The organism is Agrobacterium sp. LR_9 (genome assembly GCF_041954855.1).
GTDB classification, from domain to species: domain Bacteria; phylum Pseudomonadota; class Alphaproteobacteria; order Rhizobiales; family Rhizobiaceae; genus Agrobacterium; species Agrobacterium leguminum.
Genome location: NZ_JAVAYA010000018.1, coordinates 74,777 through 91,197, shown reverse-complemented (window position 1 = coordinate 91,197; position 16,421 = coordinate 74,777). Strand labels below are relative to the sequence as shown.

Annotated in this window: 18 protein-coding genes and 1 tRNA gene; 6 read left to right on the top strand and 13 right to left on the bottom strand. The window is 60.5% G+C overall.

Going from position 1 to position 16,421, the window contains the following annotated elements:
• Positions 1-133: 133 nt before the first annotated feature.
• The 7 genes from RAC79_RS19350 to RAC79_RS19320 form a co-directional block, all read right to left on the bottom strand.
• Entirely contained in the window at positions 134-322 is a 189-nt protein-coding gene (locus RAC79_RS19350; protein ID WP_003522463.1) for a hypothetical protein, read from the bottom strand.
• Positions 323-344: 22 nt separating this feature from the next.
• Positions 345-755 carry a DUF3597 domain-containing protein gene (locus RAC79_RS19345; protein ID WP_174040192.1) on the bottom strand — a complete coding sequence of 137 codons (411 nt, stop codon included), beginning with the start codon at positions 753-755 and terminating at the stop codon, positions 345-347.
• Between the two features lie 12 nt (positions 756-767).
• Positions 768-1,019: a GlsB/YeaQ/YmgE family stress response membrane protein gene (locus RAC79_RS19340; protein WP_003522465.1), complete on the bottom strand. Its 252-nt coding sequence runs from the start codon at positions 1,017-1,019 to the stop codon at positions 768-770.
• A 150-nt stretch (positions 1,020-1,169) separates the two neighbouring features.
• Positions 1,170-2,027: a carboxylating nicotinate-nucleotide diphosphorylase gene (nadC, locus tag RAC79_RS19335; protein ID WP_174040193.1), complete on the bottom strand. Its 858-nt coding sequence runs from the start codon at positions 2,025-2,027 to the stop codon at positions 1,170-1,172.
• 1 nt (position 2,028) lies between these two features.
• A complete protein-coding gene (locus RAC79_RS19330; RefSeq protein ID WP_174040194.1) occupies positions 2,029-3,600 on the bottom strand; it encodes an L-aspartate oxidase in 1,572 nt (523 codons plus the stop codon).
• The gene (gene nadA / locus RAC79_RS19325) at positions 3,597-4,568 is read right to left on the bottom strand and encodes a quinolinate synthase NadA (protein ID WP_174040195.1); all 972 of its coding nucleotides are present in this window, start codon (positions 4,566-4,568) and stop codon (positions 3,597-3,599) included. Before nadA ends, RAC79_RS19330 begins: the two co-directional genes overlap by 4 nt.
• Before the next feature lie 69 nt (positions 4,569-4,637).
• Positions 4,638-5,540 (bottom strand): hypothetical protein, encoded by a 903-nt coding sequence (locus RAC79_RS19320; RefSeq protein ID WP_003522469.1) that lies wholly within the window; start codon positions 5,538-5,540, stop codon positions 4,638-4,640.
• Between the two features lie 206 nt (positions 5,541-5,746).
• On the opposite strand from RAC79_RS19320, the gene RAC79_RS19315 reads away from it, so the two are divergent.
• A complete protein-coding gene (locus RAC79_RS19315; protein ID WP_078052622.1) occupies positions 5,747-6,121 on the top strand; it encodes a PAS domain-containing protein in 375 nt (124 codons plus the stop codon).
• Positions 6,122-6,194: 73 nt separating this feature from the next.
• The gene (locus RAC79_RS19310) at positions 6,195-6,695 is read left to right on the top strand and encodes a thermonuclease family protein (protein WP_174040196.1); all 501 of its coding nucleotides are present in this window, start codon (positions 6,195-6,197) and stop codon (positions 6,693-6,695) included.
• 76 nt (positions 6,696-6,771) lie between these two features.
• On the opposite strand, the gene RAC79_RS19305 is transcribed toward RAC79_RS19310, so the two are convergent.
• Both RAC79_RS19305 and RAC79_RS19300 read right to left on the bottom strand, forming a co-directional pair.
• A tRNA-Ala gene (locus tag RAC79_RS19305) sits at positions 6,772-6,847 on the bottom strand.
• A gap of 152 nt (positions 6,848-6,999) precedes the next feature.
• Entirely contained in the window at positions 7,000-7,386 is a 387-nt protein-coding gene (locus RAC79_RS19300) for a TIGR02300 family protein (RefSeq protein WP_003522472.1), read from the bottom strand.
• A gap of 199 nt (positions 7,387-7,585) precedes the next feature.
• Here RAC79_RS19300 and cmk point away from each other — a divergent pair, with 199 nt between their 5' ends.
• Together cmk and rpsA are read left to right on the top strand one after the other, a co-directional pair.
• Positions 7,586-8,245 carry a (d)CMP kinase gene (gene cmk, locus RAC79_RS19295; protein WP_174040197.1) on the top strand — a complete coding sequence of 220 codons (660 nt, stop codon included), beginning with the start codon at positions 7,586-7,588 and terminating at the stop codon, positions 8,243-8,245.
• A 170-nt stretch (positions 8,246-8,415) separates the two neighbouring features.
• On the top strand, positions 8,416-10,116 hold the full coding sequence (rpsA, locus tag RAC79_RS19290) for a 30S ribosomal protein S1 (RefSeq protein WP_004437832.1): 1,701 nt from the start codon (positions 8,416-8,418) through the stop codon (positions 10,114-10,116).
• Between the two features lie 239 nt (positions 10,117-10,355).
• On the opposite strand, the gene RAC79_RS19285 is transcribed toward rpsA, so the two are convergent.
• The 4 genes from RAC79_RS19285 to RAC79_RS19270 form a co-directional block, all read right to left on the bottom strand.
• Positions 10,356-11,903, bottom strand: a complete 1,548-nt coding sequence (locus RAC79_RS19285) for a hypothetical protein (protein ID WP_374997435.1) — start codon at positions 11,901-11,903, stop codon at positions 10,356-10,358.
• Positions 11,904-12,157: 254 nt separating this feature from the next.
• Positions 12,158-12,466 (bottom strand): hypothetical protein, encoded by a 309-nt coding sequence (locus RAC79_RS19280; RefSeq protein ID WP_374997434.1) that lies wholly within the window; start codon positions 12,464-12,466, stop codon positions 12,158-12,160.
• Positions 12,467-12,514: 48 nt separating this feature from the next.
• Positions 12,515-13,744, bottom strand: a complete 1,230-nt coding sequence (locus RAC79_RS19275; protein ID WP_078052626.1) for a hypothetical protein — start codon at positions 13,742-13,744, stop codon at positions 12,515-12,517.
• Between the two features lie 83 nt (positions 13,745-13,827).
• Positions 13,828-14,454, bottom strand: coding sequence for a ribonuclease D (locus tag RAC79_RS19270; RefSeq protein ID WP_003522478.1), 627 nt, complete (start codon positions 14,452-14,454; stop codon positions 13,828-13,830).
• Between the two features lie 176 nt (positions 14,455-14,630).
• Here RAC79_RS19270 and RAC79_RS19265 point away from each other — a divergent pair, with 176 nt between their 5' ends.
• Entirely contained in the window at positions 14,631-15,245 is a 615-nt protein-coding gene (locus tag RAC79_RS19265) for a nucleoside 2-deoxyribosyltransferase (protein WP_174040201.1), read from the top strand.
• Positions 15,242-15,991, top strand: coding sequence for an SDR family oxidoreductase (locus RAC79_RS19260; RefSeq protein WP_003522480.1), 750 nt, complete (start codon positions 15,242-15,244; stop codon positions 15,989-15,991). Before RAC79_RS19265 ends, RAC79_RS19260 begins: the two co-directional genes overlap by 4 nt.
• The last annotated feature ends 430 nt before the right edge of the window (positions 15,992-16,421 follow it).

Genomic DNA, 16,421 nt, shown 5'->3' with positions numbered 1-16,421 from the left:
TCTCCTCCGTCATGCCGGATCTGGTCCGGGGTGACGGAGTGCGGATGATGCAACTCCGCCAGATATACAAGGGCGGCATCCGGTTGGGATGCCGCCCTTTTGGGTACAACAGCCGTGCCTGCGATGCGCGGCTTCAGTGGATCGCGATGCCGCGCTTGTCCGCTTCTTCCTTGATGATGTCTTCGACGATGGCCCTCTTGAGATTTGGATTTCCAAGAAGATAGTCGTCGGCGATCTCGAAGATCGATTTCGGATTCTCGGTCCTGTGCAGGGTGTCGAGGTCCTGGCCGATCTGCTCTCGAAGGCTGGAATAGTCGTCCATCACGGCGCTCCCGTTTATCGGTTCAATCCAGAAGGTCGGCTGGAACCTTGCCGCCGTTTTCGGACAGTTTCTTGATGACGGCCTTGTGCAGCCAGATGTTCATGGTCGCCGAATCCGAGGTGTCGCCGGTATAGCCGAGTTCGCCGGCCAGTTCCTTCCGGGCGCTGAGGCTGCTGTCCAGATTGAGCGCTTTCAGAAGGTCGACGATCGAATGTTTCCAGTCGAGTTTCTGGCCGTTCTGCTTGACCGCCGCATCCAGGATCGAAGCGACGTCGACATTGCCGGCGGGGGCCGGAGCCGCGGCTGTCGGAGCGGGTGCGGCCGGTGCGGCCGGGCTTGCCGTGGCTGCCGTCGTGCCGGCCGGAGCCGAAGTCTGCGGTGCGGCCTCGGCCTTGCCGAAAATAGCGTTCTTGATCTTGTCGAAAAAGCTCATGGTGTCCTCCCCTTAGCGGCGAAATGCCCGCCCGACGGCGATGAGAATGCAGGCGCCGATGAAGCCGGCGATGAGATAGCCAATCCAGCCTCCGAGCGAAATGCCCACGAGCCCCAGAAGGAAATTGGCGACGATGGCGCCGACAATGCCGAGGATAATGTTCATGAAAAGACCCATATTGCTTTTCATGAACTGTTCGGCCAGCCAACCGGCTACGCCGCCGATGATGATTGCTGCAATCCAGCCAACTTGTGCGTCTTCCATAACAAGCCTTTCCTTTGTAAGAGAGGTCCGCAGGCATATGGACAGGCTTTTGCGCGCACTGATCCCCCCGCCTTGAATAGACCCCAGGCGGAGCAATAACGGCGATATGGGCGATTGGTTCCGTGCGGCGAACTATGCGCCGCATATTCTTTAGCTCTGGCTTTGAAAGTCGAGGCCGATATCGAGAACCGGCGCGCTGTGGGTCAGCCAGCCGACGGAGATGAGATCGATGCCGGTTGCGGCGATGGCTGCGGCCGTCTGCGGATTGATGCGGCCGGACGCTTCGGTAATGGCGCGACCGGCGACGATTCCCACCGCCTCGCGCAGCTGTTCGGGTGTCATATTGTCGAGAAGGACCGCATCGACGCCCTCATCCATGACCTCGCGCAACTGCGCAAGCGTATCGACCTCCACCTCGATCTTGACGAGATGCCCCACGCCCTGCCGGGCGCGGCTGATGGCGTCGCGCACGCCGCCCGCCACGGCAATATGGTTGTCCTTGATGAGAACGGCGTCATAAAGCGCAAAACGGTGGTTCATGCCGCCGCCGGCGCGCACGGCATATTTTTCAAGCGCTCTCAGCCCCGGCATCGTCTTGCGGGTGCAGGCGACCGAGGCCTTGGTGCCGGCAATGGCGGCAGCGATTTTTGCGGTGACGGAAGCGATGCCCGACAGGTGGCCGAGGAAATTCAGCGCCGTGCGCTCCGCCGTCAGAAGGCCGCGTGAGGGGCCTTCGATCGTTGCGATGATATCGCCGGGCGTCACGGCGGCCCCATCCTGCACATGCCGTTTCATCGCGATGGCCGGATCCACGAGCTGGAAAGCCAGTTCCGCCGCGTCGAGACCGGCGATAACGCCCGGTTCGCGCGCGGCCATGACGACGACTGAGCGATGATCGGCGGGAATGACGGCGGCGGACGTGATGTCGCCCGCCAGTCCGAGGTCTTCCAGAAGAGCATTGCGCACGAGCGGTTCGATGATGAGGCGTGGCAGGGGTGAAAGGGTCATGTCAGGCGCTCCGCGCAAGGCTGGCCGAGGAATGGCTGGGAGAGGAAAATTCATGGGCGATGGTGAGAACGTCGCTGAGGTTCAGCCTGCGCCTCGTGGCCGTCGCATGTTTTTCAGGGAAATCGTCGCGGAAATGCGCGCCGCGCGATTCCGTGCGCAGCGCCGCAAAGACGGCGATGGCCAGTGCGACAAGGGCAGGATCGGATGCCGGGCCGTTCCGCTCAGCCAGTGGCAGAAGATCGCGGATCGCGCCCGTCAGCCCTTCCGCATGTCTTACGATGCCGAGATGGCGGGAAACGATGGGCCGGACGGGGGAGAGGTCGGCTGCCGGGACATCGGGCATGGGGAGTGTTGCGATATCCGCTGCCCGTTTTTCCGCATATGCCTGCCTGCCTGCAATGTCTTCTGCGGCACGCATGCCCATGGCCGCCGCTTCCAGCAGGGAATTGCTGGCAAGCCGGTTCGCGCCATGCAGGCCCGTGCAGGCGGTTTCGCCGGCAACCCACAGGCCCGGCACCGAGCTTCGGCCTTTACCATCGGTGGCGACGCCGCCCATATGGTAATGCACCGCCGGGCGCACCGGCACGAGTTCACGGGCGGGGTCTATCCCGGCTTCGCGGCAGAGCAGGTCGATCGAGGGGAAGCGAGCGGAAAAGCCGGAGCCGAGCGCCTTGCGGGCATCGAGAAAGACCTTGCCGCCACGCAGTATTTCGCGGTCGATGGCGCGGGCGACAATATCGCGCGAGGCAAGTTCCGCACCCGGAACTCCCGCCATGAAACGTTCGCCGTTTTCGTTGAGAAGCAGCGCGCCTTCACCCCGCACCGCTTCGCTCACCAGCGCCAGCGGCCGTCGGGGCGAGGAAAGCGCCGTCGGATGGAATTGCACGAATTCCATATCGGCGAGGATGGCGCCGGCGCGGGCGGCGAGCATGATGCCCTGCCCGAAATTGCCGGCGGGATTGGTCGTCGCCTCATAAAGCCCGCCGAGGCCGCCGGTGGCGAGAACGACCTGGCTTGCCGGCAAAGTGAAGCAGCCTTTTGGCCCGATGCAGGCGAGACCAACGACGACGCCGTCTTCCGTCAGCAGGCGGCGAACCTCCGTGCCTTCCAGAACGGTTATGGACGGCGTGCGAAGAACGGCTGCGGCGAGAGCCCTGACGATGGCCGCGCCTGACCCGTCCCCTTCGGCATGCAGGATGCGCCTTCTGCCATGGGCGGCCTCCAGTCCGAAGACGAGCCTGCCTTCGGCATCCCGGTCGAAGCGCACCCCGGCCCGCTCCAGCGCCTCGATGACGGCGGGGGCGGCGGAAACGATCTCTGCGGCCATTTCCGCGTCGCAGAGGCCGTCGCCTGCGACGAGCGTATCGGCAAGATGCAGCGCGGCGCTATCGTCCGGACCGAGGCTGGCGGCAATGCCGCCCTGCGCCCAGGCGCTGGACGTCTCGCCGCCGAGAACGCTGCGTGTGAGAAGCAGCACGGGCTGCGGCGCAAGCGTCAGCGCCGCCATCAGGCCCGCAATGCCGCTGCCGACAATGACCGTCCAGCCCGTATGCGACGGGAGGCGTTCGCTCATACTTCCAGCATCCTTTCCACGGCGCGGCGGGCGGCGACAGCGATGGCCGGGTCGACCGTCACTTCGTGGCGGTTTTCCTCCAGCGCCGCGCGGATATTGCCAAGCGTGATGCGTTTCATATGCGGGCAGAGATTGCAGGGGCGGATGAATTCGACATCGGGGTGATGCACGGCGACATTGTCGCTCATCGAACATTCCGTCAAAAGCACCACGCGGGCCGGTCGTTCCCGTCCGACATAATCCGACATGACGGCGGTGGAGCCGGAAAAATCCGCAGCCTCGACGACATCGGGCGGACATTCCGGATGCGCGAGTACGGTGACACCCGGATGGCTTTCGCGCAATTCGCGAATATCATCGGCGGTGAAAAGCTCGTGCACCTCGCAATGGCCGCGCCAGGCGATCAGTTCGACATTGGTTTCCCGCGCTACGTTTTTCGCCAGATATTCATCCGGCAACATCAGCACGCGCGGCACGCCGAGCGATTCCACCACCTGACGGGCATTGCCGGAGGTGCAGCAGATATCGGATGCCGCCTTCACCGCGGCGGAGGTGTTCACGTAGGTCACGACCGGAACGCCGGGATAGGCCTTGCGCAGAAGCGCGATGTCCTCGGGCGTGATGGAATCGGCCAGCGAACAACCGGCGGCCATATCCGGAATGAGCACGGTTTTCTCCGGATTGAGCAGCTTTGCCGTCTCGGCCATGAAATGCACGCCGGCCAGAACGATGACATCCGCTTCCACCTCCATCGCCTTGCGGGCAAGGGCAAGGCTGTCGCCAACGATATCGGCGACGCCGTGGAAGATTTCCGGTGTCTGATAATTATGGGCGAGGATAACGGCATTGCGCTTGCGCTTCAGCTCGAGGATCGCCTCCACATCGTCCTGAAAGCTCATCCATTCGGCCTTGGGAATGACGCGGGCAACGCGGTCGTAAAGGCTTGCGGCGGAAATCTGCTCGTTCACGGTGCTCTCCCATTTATACTCTTTTTGAGTATATCTAGGGCGAAGACATATTCTCATTGTGAGCATATGTCAATTGCGGGAGAGCGGCAGTTTCGTTCCGGAAAGGGCGCGTTCATCGAGAACGGTCTGGCGGAAGCGGAAGAGCTTTGCCGGGCGGCCGCCGGTTTCGGTCGCCATCTCGCCGGTCTCTTCCACCAGTTGCTGCTGTTCGATAAGCCGGCGGAAGTTCTGCTTGTGCAGCGTCAGCCCGGCCAGCGCCTCGATGGCGCGCTGTAGCTGCAGGAGCGTGAAGGCGTCGGCCATCAGTTCGAACACCACGGGACGATATTTGATCTTGGCCCGCAGACGCGCGATGCCGGTGGCAAGGATGCGGCGGTGATCGGCAAACATTGGCCTGCCGAAATTGATCCGCGGTTCGCCCTGCGCCTCTTCGACCAGCCCGGCTTCATACAGCAACTCGTAACGCTGCAGGGTCAATTCCTCGTTCCAGCCTCCGCCATCGAGGCCGAAGGTGAAATCCGCCCGCAAATGGCGTTGGCTTTTGGAGGCGGGATCGGAATCCGCCCAGGCGCGCAGCCTGTCGATGATGCTGTCCAGAACTTCCGGGCGTCCCTGACGGTGATCCTCCCAGGGGAAATATTCGTACCAGCCGTGCCAGAGCGGGCGTTTGCCGCCGGAGGCCTCCTGTTCGCGAACCAGTCCGAGATAACCGATGGAGATGGTTCTGCCGCCTAAAATGTCGTTGTTGCGGTCGCGATCGGCGAAAGTATAGAGCTGTTCGAGATAACCGACGGGGTGATGGGTCTGTTCGTGAATCCATTCCCGCAAGCCGCTCTGGAGGGTTCTGTGTCCGAATTCGAACGGTCCCGACGGAAGCGCTGCGCCTTCCCGAACGGTCATGACCCGCGGCTCATCCGTGGTGATGGCGGTGACGACGGCGATGAGTTCGGCATGGGCAAGCCCGATGGTCACGGCGGCTCCTCTGGTCGTTGGCGCAAGATCAATCTTCTTTGGCACAGGAAGGTTGCTTCGCCAACATGGCGGCAGAAAAGGGCTGTCGATAAATAGTCTCACTGAAAACGGGGCGCCATCAGACAAAAGGATGAATTCTTGTGGTTAGTCGTCCGTCGTCTGATATGTTACAGACCCGCACAAGCATTTCAGACTGTAGAAGGCCGATGTTGGAGAACATATCTCTCGAAGAGACACTTGTGGGTTATTATACCTGGAACATCGGGCAAAACCTGATTTACCTCGATGCCGTGGCGGCCCGCCTGCGCGAATTCTCCCCGGAAAAAGCCGCTCGCGGCATTCCGGTCGAGGATTTCATCGCGCAGATAGAAAGCGGCTCGCGCGCACGCGTCGCCAAGGCGGTTTACAATTCGCTGACAAACGGCGTGTTCTATGATCAGGAATATCGCATTCAGCTCAAATCTGGCGGCTTCCGCTGGTTGCGGACAACGGGACGGGTGATCCTCGACAGCGACCAGCTTCCGATCATGGCCATGGGCACGGTGCGGGATGTCAGTGCCGGCAAGATTTTATTGATGTGATAAGCGGCGGACCTCTTCGCGAGGCGGCGGCCGATCGATTTTAATTTGTTCATTGTTTTGATGTTGCGGTGACATGGTCCGGCAGATCGCAATTTTGCTGTTTCAGATCGTCCTGGCCATTGGCCTCGGCATAGCCGGCATCCGCATCGCCTCGCTCGTCAATGGTGAGGCAACATCGGCGCCAGCAGGCCTTGCGGCCAATACGGAACTGCTTTGGACGACCTCGCCGGTGCGGGTCGATCCGCGTAGCCAAAATTACGAGCGCATTCCGACGCCTCCCGATCTTTATCCGCTGAAAATGCATGCGGACCAGCGCCTGCGCGTCATCTCCAGCAGCCGTTTCACCTTCAAGGGTCAGGAATTCCGCCTCGCCGGCGTGGAGGATGTCGAGCGCAACCGCGTTTGCGCCGGCCCCGACGGCCGCCGTTACGCCTGCGGCCTCAACGCCTTCAAGGCGCTGGAGAACCGGCTGCGAGGCAGATATCTGGAATGTCGGACGGTGGAGGAAGGTGGTGCCGGCAGTTCCGTGGAGTGCCGGATCAACGGGCAGAATGTGCGGGCGCTGCTGCAATAGGCGATCAGGTCAAACGGCTTGCGAGATGCGCAAGAGCGACTGGCCGAAGGGAAGATATTTTTTGTCTGGGAAGGTTTGGTGGAGCTAAGCGGGATCGAACCGCTGACCTCTTGCATGCCATGCAAGCGCTCTCCCAGCTGAGCTATAGCCCCATAAGGGTTCCGGCATTTCTTCCGGTTCCGGGAACCGAAGCGGTTGTTGTTCCGTTCGGTGGCGGCTTACTACTGCGGCTTTCCGACGAGTGCAAGCATAAAAAACGGCCCGGCGTCATTTTTTTGTCGTCGGGCCGAATTATCAAATAAAATCAAGCTTCTTCGTCGTCGCCCGATACGCCGATGATGCCGGACATGTCGTCGTCGTCATCTTCGTCGTCGGTTTCGAGGAAGGTGTCGTCGTCATCGTCGATTTCGACGTCATCGTCGTCGCCGAGATCGGGGATATCGTCGCCGTTGTTGTCGCCATCGGCATCTTCCAGCGAGACGAGTTCGACTTCCGTGTTTTCGGTATCGACTTCCGCCACTTCCTCTTCTTCAGCCTGCTCCATCTTGGCCTGGGCGGTGCTTTCCTCGAAGAAGGAGAGCGGCCAGGACTTGCCGGTATAGGGAGAAACGACCGGATCGCGGTTCAGATCGTAGAACTTCTTGCCGGTATCGGGGTCTGTGCGCTTGGTACCAAGTTCCGCTTTTGCCACTGTCTAAGCCTCAAATTGTCGAATGAGTTTCGGTGTGTACGCCGTAAAACCGGCATAGACGGTAAAATTTATAGCCGGTCCCCTTAATCGTTGCGCTCTTTCGTGTCAAAGACAAACTTCGGGTGCCGCCTGCCTCGGCGCAACCCCTATGCGGGGATGCTGATATAAATAGGAAGGCGTTGCGCACTCTATTATATGAATGACGAATGCACGGGCGGAAAGCTTCATGACCTTCACGATCGCCATAGACGGGCCGGCTGCGGCGGGCAAAGGAACCCTGTCGCGCAGGATTGCCGAGACCTATGGTTTCCACCATCTCGATACCGGGCTGACCTACAGGGCGACCGCCAAGGCGCTTCTGGATGCCGGCCTGCCGCTCGATGATGAGGCCGTGGCGGAAAAGATCGCGCTGGAAGTCGATCTTGCGGGGCTCGATCGCGCCGTTCTTTCCCGGCACGATATCGGCGAGGCCGCATCCAAAATCGCGGTGATGACGCCGGTGAGGCGCGCGCTCGTAAAGGCGCAGCAGCGTTTTGCCGCAAAGGAGCCGGGCACTGTGCTCGACGGCCGTGACATCGGCACGGTGGTATGCCCGCAGGCGCCGGTGAAGCTTTACGTCACGGCCTCTGCGGACGTGCGGGCGCGACGCCGTTACGATGAAATTCTGGCCAATGGCGGCAGCGGCGATTATGATGCCATTTTCGCTGAAGTGAAAAAACGCGACGAGCGCGACATGGGCCGCGCCGACAGCCCGTTGAAGCCGGCTGAAGACGCGCACTTGCTAGATACGTCGGAAATGAGTATAGAGGCGGCGTTTCAGGCCGCGCGGAAGATCATCGACGCCGCCCTGAAGAGATAGGTTTCTCGCGGAACGGCTTCCTGCCGTCCGCGTTTAGTCCGGAATTGCCCGAAGACATGTCCTTGCGCCGGAAAGCCTTTTGAAAAGGCGGGCATGGGGTCGGGTATCAACAACACTAGCCCACCGGCGCTTTTGTATTCGCCATAGCGCGGATGCAATCAGGAGATTTCATGTCAGTATCTACCCCCACGCGCGAAGATTTCGCAGCGCTTCTCGAAGAATCCTTTGCCTCCAACGATCTTGCCGAAGGCTATGTTGCCAAGGGTATCGTAACGGCAATCGAGAAGGACGTTGCCATCGTCGACGTCGGCCTCAAGGTTGAAGGCCGCGTACCGTTGAAGGAATTCGGCGCGAAGTCCAAGGACGGCACGCTGAAGGTCGGCGACGAAGTCGAAGTTTACGTCGAGCGCATCGAAAACGCTCTCGGCGAAGCCGTTCTGTCGCGCGAGAAGGCTCGCCGCGAAGAAAGCTGGGTCAAGCTCGAAGCCAAGTTCGAAGCTGGCGAGCGCGTCGAAGGCGTTATCTTCAACCAGGTCAAGGGTGGTTTCACCGTCGATCTGGACGGCGCTGTTGCATTCCTTCCGCGTTCGCAGGTCGACATCCGTCCGATCCGCGACGTTACCCCGCTGATGCACAACCCGCAGCCCTTCGAAATCCTCAAGATGGACAAGCGTCGCGGCAACATCGTTGTCTCGCGTCGTACGGTTCTCGAAGAGTCGCGTGCCGAGCAGCGTTCTGAAATCGTTCAGAACCTCGAAGAAGGCCAGGTTGTTGACGGCGTCGTCAAGAACATCACCGATTACGGTGCGTTCGTTGACCTCGGCGGCATCGACGGCCTGCTGCACGTTACCGACATGGCATGGCGCCGCGTCAACCATCCTTCGGAAATCCTCAACATTGGCCAGCAGGTCAAGGTTCAGATCATCCGCATCAACCAGGAAACCCATCGCATCTCGCTCGGCATGAAGCAGCTCGAGTCCGATCCGTGGGATGGCATCTCCGCCAAGTACCCGGTTGGCAAGAAGATCTCCGGTACGGTCACGAACATCACCGACTACGGTGCATTCGTTGAGCTGGAGCCGGGCATCGAAGGCCTGATCCACATTTCCGAAATGTCCTGGACCAAGAAGAACGTACATCCCGGCAAGATCCTGTCCACGAGCCAGGAAGTCGACGTTGTCGTTCTCGAAGTCGATCCGTCCAAGCGCCGTATCTCGCTCGGCCTCAAGCAGACGCTGGAAAACCCGTGGCAGGCATTTGCCTACAGCCACCCGGCCGGCACTGAAGTTGAAGGCGAAGTCAAGAACAAGACCGAATTCGGTCTGTTCATCGGCCTCGAAGGCGATGTCGACGGCATGGTTCACCTGTCGGACCTCGACTGGAACCGTCCGGGCGAGCAGGTCATCGAAGAGTACAACAAGGGTGACGTCGTCAAGGCTGTCGTTCTCGACGTTGACGTCGAGAAGGAACGCATCTCGCTCGGCATCAAGCAGCTCGGCAAGGATGCTGTCGGCGAAGCCGCTTCTTCCGGCGACCTGCGCAAGAACGCAGTCGTTTCCGCTGAAGTCACTGCGGTCAACGATGGCGGCATCGAAGTGAAGCTCGTCAACCACGAAGACCTCACCTCGTTCATCCGTCGCGCTGATCTCTCTCGTGACCGTGACGAGCAGCGCCCTGAGCGCTTCTCCGTTGGCCAGGTTGTCGACGCCCGCGTCGTCAACTTCTCGAAGAAGGACCGCAAGGTCATGCTTTCGATCAAGGCTCTGGAAATCGCTGAAGAGAAGGAAGCCGTCGCACAGTTCGGTTCGTCCGACTCGGGCGCTTCGCTCGGCGACATCCTCGGCGCGGCTCTCAAGAACCGCGGCGAATAATCGCTCCGATCTTTGAAATGAAGAACCCGCCGGAATTTCCGGCGGGTTTTTTGTTGGGTTCAACGGGCCTTGCCCGCTTGAGCGCGAGGGGTAAGGCTTCTCTCGACGTCATCTTCGGCCCTGTGCCGAGGATCTAATCACGTCGAATAAAATCAATCGGTCGCAGATCCTCGGGACAGGCCCGAGGATGACGTCGGCGTGATTGGCGCGACTTACATTCCAATCTGATCACGCCGAATTCAGAGCATGCCGCTCATCTTCAGATAATAATTTTCCGCGCTGTCGTCGGAAGCCACCGCCGTCGGGCTTTCCTGCGTGTCGATCCCGTCATTGGCGGCGATGCGCTCTTCTTTTTCGTCCTGACCGTCGGAATTATCAGCACCGGCTTCGGCCTCGTCATTTGCCTCATCATCGGAAAACGGGCCGCCTCCGCGCGGCGGCGTTTCCGATTCATAGTCCTCATCCGCCGGCGGATAGGCGACGAGCGGCAGCGATGTGCCGTCTTTTACCAGAGCCGCGGCGATCAATGATTGCGAAGCCGATTGCTCCAGCATCGCCATCCTCGCTTCCGGGTCCAGCATGGCCCGAGGCAGCGGCTGGGCTTCGGGGCGATGGGTCGCCGTTTCCGTTTCCTCACCCGAGGGGCGGGCTGCGGCTGTTGCGAGGGTCGATTTTTCGGCGGGCTGATCGTCGGACGGTTGCTGCGCAACAGCCTGCGGCGTGGGCGGAGGCTCTTGCGTGCCGGTCGGCTTGAGCGGAAGTTTGCCGGCGGTGGCGGCAAGCAGCAGGCTGTTCACGGTCTCCGCGTCGTCTGCGAACAAACCGGATGGCGGGGTAAGGCCCGTGCGGATTTCTTTCTGCTCCGGCTTCATCGTCTCCCGATGCGGAAGGGCAGGGGAGGCTTCGCCGGTTTCGGCGCGGGGCGGATTTGCCGGGCGGGCCTCGGCCGATACTTCCTTCATCACGCTGCCGGTTTGTGGCGGAAGCGGACGTGCCGTGTTTTCGGCTCTTCCATCCGGCTTTACGGCAACGGTCGGCATATCATGTGTGTCGGCAGGCGGGGTGGAAAGCGTGGGCCGGGGGTCCAGTTGCGCCGTTAGCACCGCCACTGTGGCTTTCATCGCTGCGCCACTGAGGGCGAGCGGCCCGATGAGCAGCGGCAGGAGCCGGCTGACGGTGGCGGAATTTGCCGTCTGCGCTGTCGCGGACGAAGAAGGGCGCGCTTCCGCATTCTGGCTCTGTGCGTTCTGCTGTTTCGGCTGGGCCGATTGTGCGGGGGCGGGGTTGGAGGAATTGTTCTGCTGATAGGAGGAAACCACCGCCTTTGCCGCAAGGTCCGTTCCCTTGTAACGGGAAAGCTCGATCAACAACGCGAGGCGGGCAGCATCCGGCCCGGTCGGCTGTTTCAGGATTTCGGCAAGCATCGAAAGGGTCAGGCCCTGCAGGGCCTTGCCGACCTGCTGTTCCAGCGCCAGGCGTTGTGGCGCCGGCAGGGTGCGGAGCGCCTCCGTCAGCCGCGTCACATAGGTCTCTATGGCTTCGCCATCCCGCCGGGGCAGGTTCATCAGCTTGCCGAGCGCTTCCGCCAGAACGGCGGTGCTGCGCGAGAGCTGAAATTCGCTGGTGAGGGAGGCGATTGCCGCGCGGGCAAAAAGGCTGCTGTTTTCAGGGGCGGGAATGTTCGGTTGCGGCGGTGCAGCCTCTTTCACCTGCTCGCGCGGTGTCAGTGAAACCGTGGTTCCATAGGCGGCATCGGTTGCCGCAATTTTCGGTACAGGCGGTAACATGCTGCGCTCCGTTTCTATCGGTGACCGCCGCTGGCTGCGAAAGAGCCAATCCCCATTGGCTCTGTGATCCGCATCTGGCTTGAATGTTGAAAAATCGCCGCGCCGGTGATGGACAGGTGTCATCTCGCCCGCTCATGCGGGAGCGCCGTATACGCCTCTGGCCGCAATGCCGGTTGCAGCGCATACAGAATCATCAAGCTCAATCTTGGCTTGCAGATATTAAGATTTGGCTAACCAACGAATTGCGCGTCCGGTCAGGGCGAAACGCCGATGAACATGCGGTAAAGGCCGTTATCGTCGGAATTGACCGAGGAAATTTGGTCGGGATCGCTGGGCGCCGTCTCAAGAGCTTCCGGCGGCATGGCATCGAGCCAGCTTGCCTTGGGAAGATTTCGTTCCGGTTGAATGTTGACGGGGTCGATGAGGCTGTCTTCCTCAGTGGGCGCGGTGAAGGCCGCATCATCCGGAACGAGCGGGGGGGCGGCCATGGATAGCAGCGCCTGCGCGGCATTGGGTTCTGTGTCGTAAACGGCGCTGCCGGATAGGCCGGAAATATCGGTCATGTCTGAACTCACATCATGTTTCGCTCAAGTGACGATCGGAAGCGGCAATCATGCCGCCTTTTTCTTCAGCAGTTCATAAAGGCCATTGTCGTCGATCGAGATCGGCAAAATGGCGTTGCGGGTGTCTTCGACAAGCGCCTGCGCATCGAGCAGTTTTTCGCCGTCGTCTTCCGCATCGGCCGGATCGGTGACCGCGTCTGTCTCCGCCGGCTCATTTTCGTTTTCCGCCGGGGCGGCTTGCTCAGCCGGCACAGCCGCAAGCACGGCGATCAGCGCCGTTTCCGACGATGTGTCGGCTGGCGCCTGCGGGTCGACGCCTTCCGTTTTGTCGTCGCCGGAAGCATCGATATGCTCCTTTACGACGTCCTGAAGCTCCTGCACGTCTTCAAGCTTGCCCTGCGCATCGCGCGCCTGGATATCCTGTTCCCGCTCGGCCTTCACCTCGGCATCGTTGATTTCGCCGATACGATCCTTGCCGCGTTCGGCCTGCAACTCTTCCCTGGTTTTCGGATCGGCGACATCTTCGAGACGCTGAATGACTTTCAGGGTTTCACGCGTCATGAAGCGGGTGCCCTGCGCCTGTTCGTCCAGGGCCTCCTTCACGGCGCGCGCCTCATCGCCATAGGGGTTGGCGATGGCGGAGATCATCTGCCGGGCGGAGACGCCGAGTTGTTTGAGGCCGGTCGATTCTTCCAGATCGTCGACGCTTTTCGGCAGGGTCGCGCGCGCCGCCATGATGGCTTTCGACATCTGCTCGCCGAAATCCTCTTCCGTGCCTGTGAGGCCTGCGCCCTTTGCGATGCGGGCGGCAAGGGCGGCCATGGGATCGGTCTTGCTGTTGACGCCATTGTTCAGCACGTCCACGACCTCAGCCTCCGAAACGCCGAAGGATTTCAGGGAAATCTTCGTGGCTTTCCCCTGCGAATCGGTTTTTTCGAAGCCGTCGGTCAGGGTCAGCGCATCCTGAAGTCTTCGCGCGAAGGAAAAGCTCGATTCGTCTTTTTCCTGTGTGATGCCCAGCGCGGAGGAAAAGCGGGAGACGAGCGAGGCGAACGCATCGGCATCCGGTTTCATGACGCCGAAGAGATAGGCGCTTATCTTCTCATTGGCGGCGCGCTGGCTTTCGTCCGGCTGCGGGTTTGTCTTGACCGCATCGTCCTTTTTGGTGCCGTTGGCCTTTTCCTGCTCTTCGCGCTGGCGTTCCTCGATGGTTTGGACCATCGAGCGCATGAGGTCGCTGACTGCAATGCCCGCCGTCTGCTGTAGCGGAGTAATCATCCCTCAAAGTCCCCGACCGCCAAAGTTGCGGCCGAGAATAGGCAATTCTGGTAAATCAGTGCTTAAGCCAGATGCGGGCGCGCTCAGCTATGGGCGAAAATATCGGTTTCTTCCCAGCCGAGGAGGTCGAGCTTCGCGCGGGTCGGCAGAAAGGCGAAACAGGCGTCGGCATGGTCGAGGCGGCCGTCACGCACGAGGCGCCCTGTTAGCTTGTCGCGCAGCGCGTGCAGGTGCAGCACGTCGGAGGCGGCATATTCGAGCTGCGCTGGCGACAGGGTCTCGGCAGCCCAGTCGGAAGATTGCTGGGCCTTGGAAATATCGACTTCCAGCATTTCTTTGAGGTTATCCTTCAGCCCGTGCCGGTCCGTATAGGTTCGGGTCAGTCGCGAGGCGATCTTGGTGCAGAAGACCGGTGTGGTCGTCACGCCGAAGGTGTGGAACAGAACGGCGATATCGAAACGGCCATAGTGAAAAATCTTCTGGCGGGCAGGGTCGGCAAGCATCCGGACGAGGTTCGGCGCTTCCTTTTGACCGGCGGCGATGCGAATGACGTCCGCCGTGCCGTCGCCCGGTGAAAGCTGAACGACACAGAGGCGGTCGCGGCGCGGCACCAGTCCCAGCGTTTCCGTATCGATTGCGATGGCGCCGGTGTAACGCGCGGCATCTTCGGCGGAAATATCGCCTTCGTGGTAACGGATGGGTGCTGCCATGTCCTGCTCCAGAAATTCCAGTTTCCTGCTCCGGCTATAACGGAAAGAGCGGCGGGACGATACCGTTTTATCGGCTCGTACAGTGCGTCACGCCGCATGGCCTTGGCACTTGCCTTTGCGAAAGCCCCCGGGTTAGGGTCGGGAAATCCTTTCCTGACAAATCGCATGAATTCCCGATGACAAAGAAAATCTATCTCGCCGGACCGGAAGTTTTCCTCCCGAACGCGCGCGAAATGCTCGACCTCAAGGCCTCGCTGGCGCGGGACGCCGGTTTCACGCCGCTTTCGCCGGGCGATCTGCAAATTCCGCCGGCGGATACCAGGGTCGGTCACGGCTGCAACATCAATGCGGTCGATGAGCGGATGATGCTGGAAGCTGATGCGGTGATCGCCAATCTCACGCCGTTTCGCGGCATCGCCGCCGATACGGGAACCAGCTATGAGTTGGGCTTCATGTGCGCGCTGGGCAAGCCGGTTTTCGCCTATACCAATATCGCGGCCAATCACTTCACCCGCATCAAGGCGCATTATGGCGGCGTCGCCACCCTGGATGAAACGGGCCGTTATCGCGGGCCGGACGGGCTGTCGATCGAGAATTTCGACATGGTCGACAATCTCATGCTGCATGGCGGGATTTTGCGGCGCGGCGGCGTCATCATCGTTGGCGATGCTCCCGAAGAGGCTTTGTATACGGATCTCGAGGCCTACAGGCGCTGTCTTACGGCGGCGGCGGAAAAATTACTGACACCGATTGACCCTGAAAAAACCAATAGAGTGGAGGCATCATCATGAGCGGAACCATCCTCATCACCGGCGCGACATCCGGCTTCGGACAGGCCACGGCGCGGCGCTTCGTCAAGGAGGGCTGGAAGGTCATCGGCACGGGCCGGCGGGCGGAACGGCTGGAGGCGCTTTCAGCCGAGCTCGGTTCCGCCTTTCATGGCCTCGCCTTCGACATCACCGACGAGGAGGCGACAGGAAAGGCGCTGTCCGGATTGCCGGAAGGCTTCCGGGATATCGACGTTCTCGTCAACAATGCCGGCCTCGCACTCGGCACCGCGCCCGCACCGCAGGTGCCCTTGAAAGACTGGCAGACCATGGTGGACACCAACATCACCGGTCTCCTGAACATTACCCACCATCTGCTGCCGACCCTGATCGGGCGCAAGGGTATTGTCGTCAACCTCTCGTCTGTGGCTGCGCATTACCCCTATACGGGCGGCAATGTGTATGGCGGTACCAAAGCGTTCCTGCGGCAGTTTTCGCTCGGCCTGCGTTCCGACCTGCATGGCAAGGGTGTGCGGGTGACATCCATCGAGCCCGGCATGTGCGAAACGGAATTTACGCTGGTGCGCACCGGCGGCAATCAGGAAGCCTCGGACAATCTCTACAAGGGCGTCAATCCGATCACGGCGGACGATATTGCCAACACCATCCACTGGGTTGCCTCGCAGCCCAAGCATATCAACATCAACAGCCTCGAACTCATGCCGGTCAACCAGTCCTTCGCCGGTTTCCAGGTCTATCGGGAAAGCTGATTTTCCGCGATTTTGGGGAGTGCTGAAAAACCGGGCAGGAATTTTCGAGCTATGCAGAAATGCAATGCTGCATTGCGAGACTTGCTCTGTTAAAAATCACGGATACCGCTATATTCAAATCATCGAAGCGACGCACTCCTCCTCCCAGCGTCGCTCGATGTGGATCGGTGGTACTCCTCCTCCCAATCACCGATCAAGTTTGAAGCCTGCCGCACCTCCTCCCGCGGCAGGCTTTTTCCTTTTCTGGGCGTCTATTCCTTGAATATTTTGGGCTGTCGACTTTCAGCGCACCGGCTTAGTGCTGAAGACGGTCCGCGGTCTCCCCTTGGATTTCCGGGGGATTTTGAATTTCTGCGTCAAGGCAATGAGCGTTGAAATCAGGCGTGCGTTGATCACATTTTCGTTATGTCTAGATAAATTTGCACAGTTT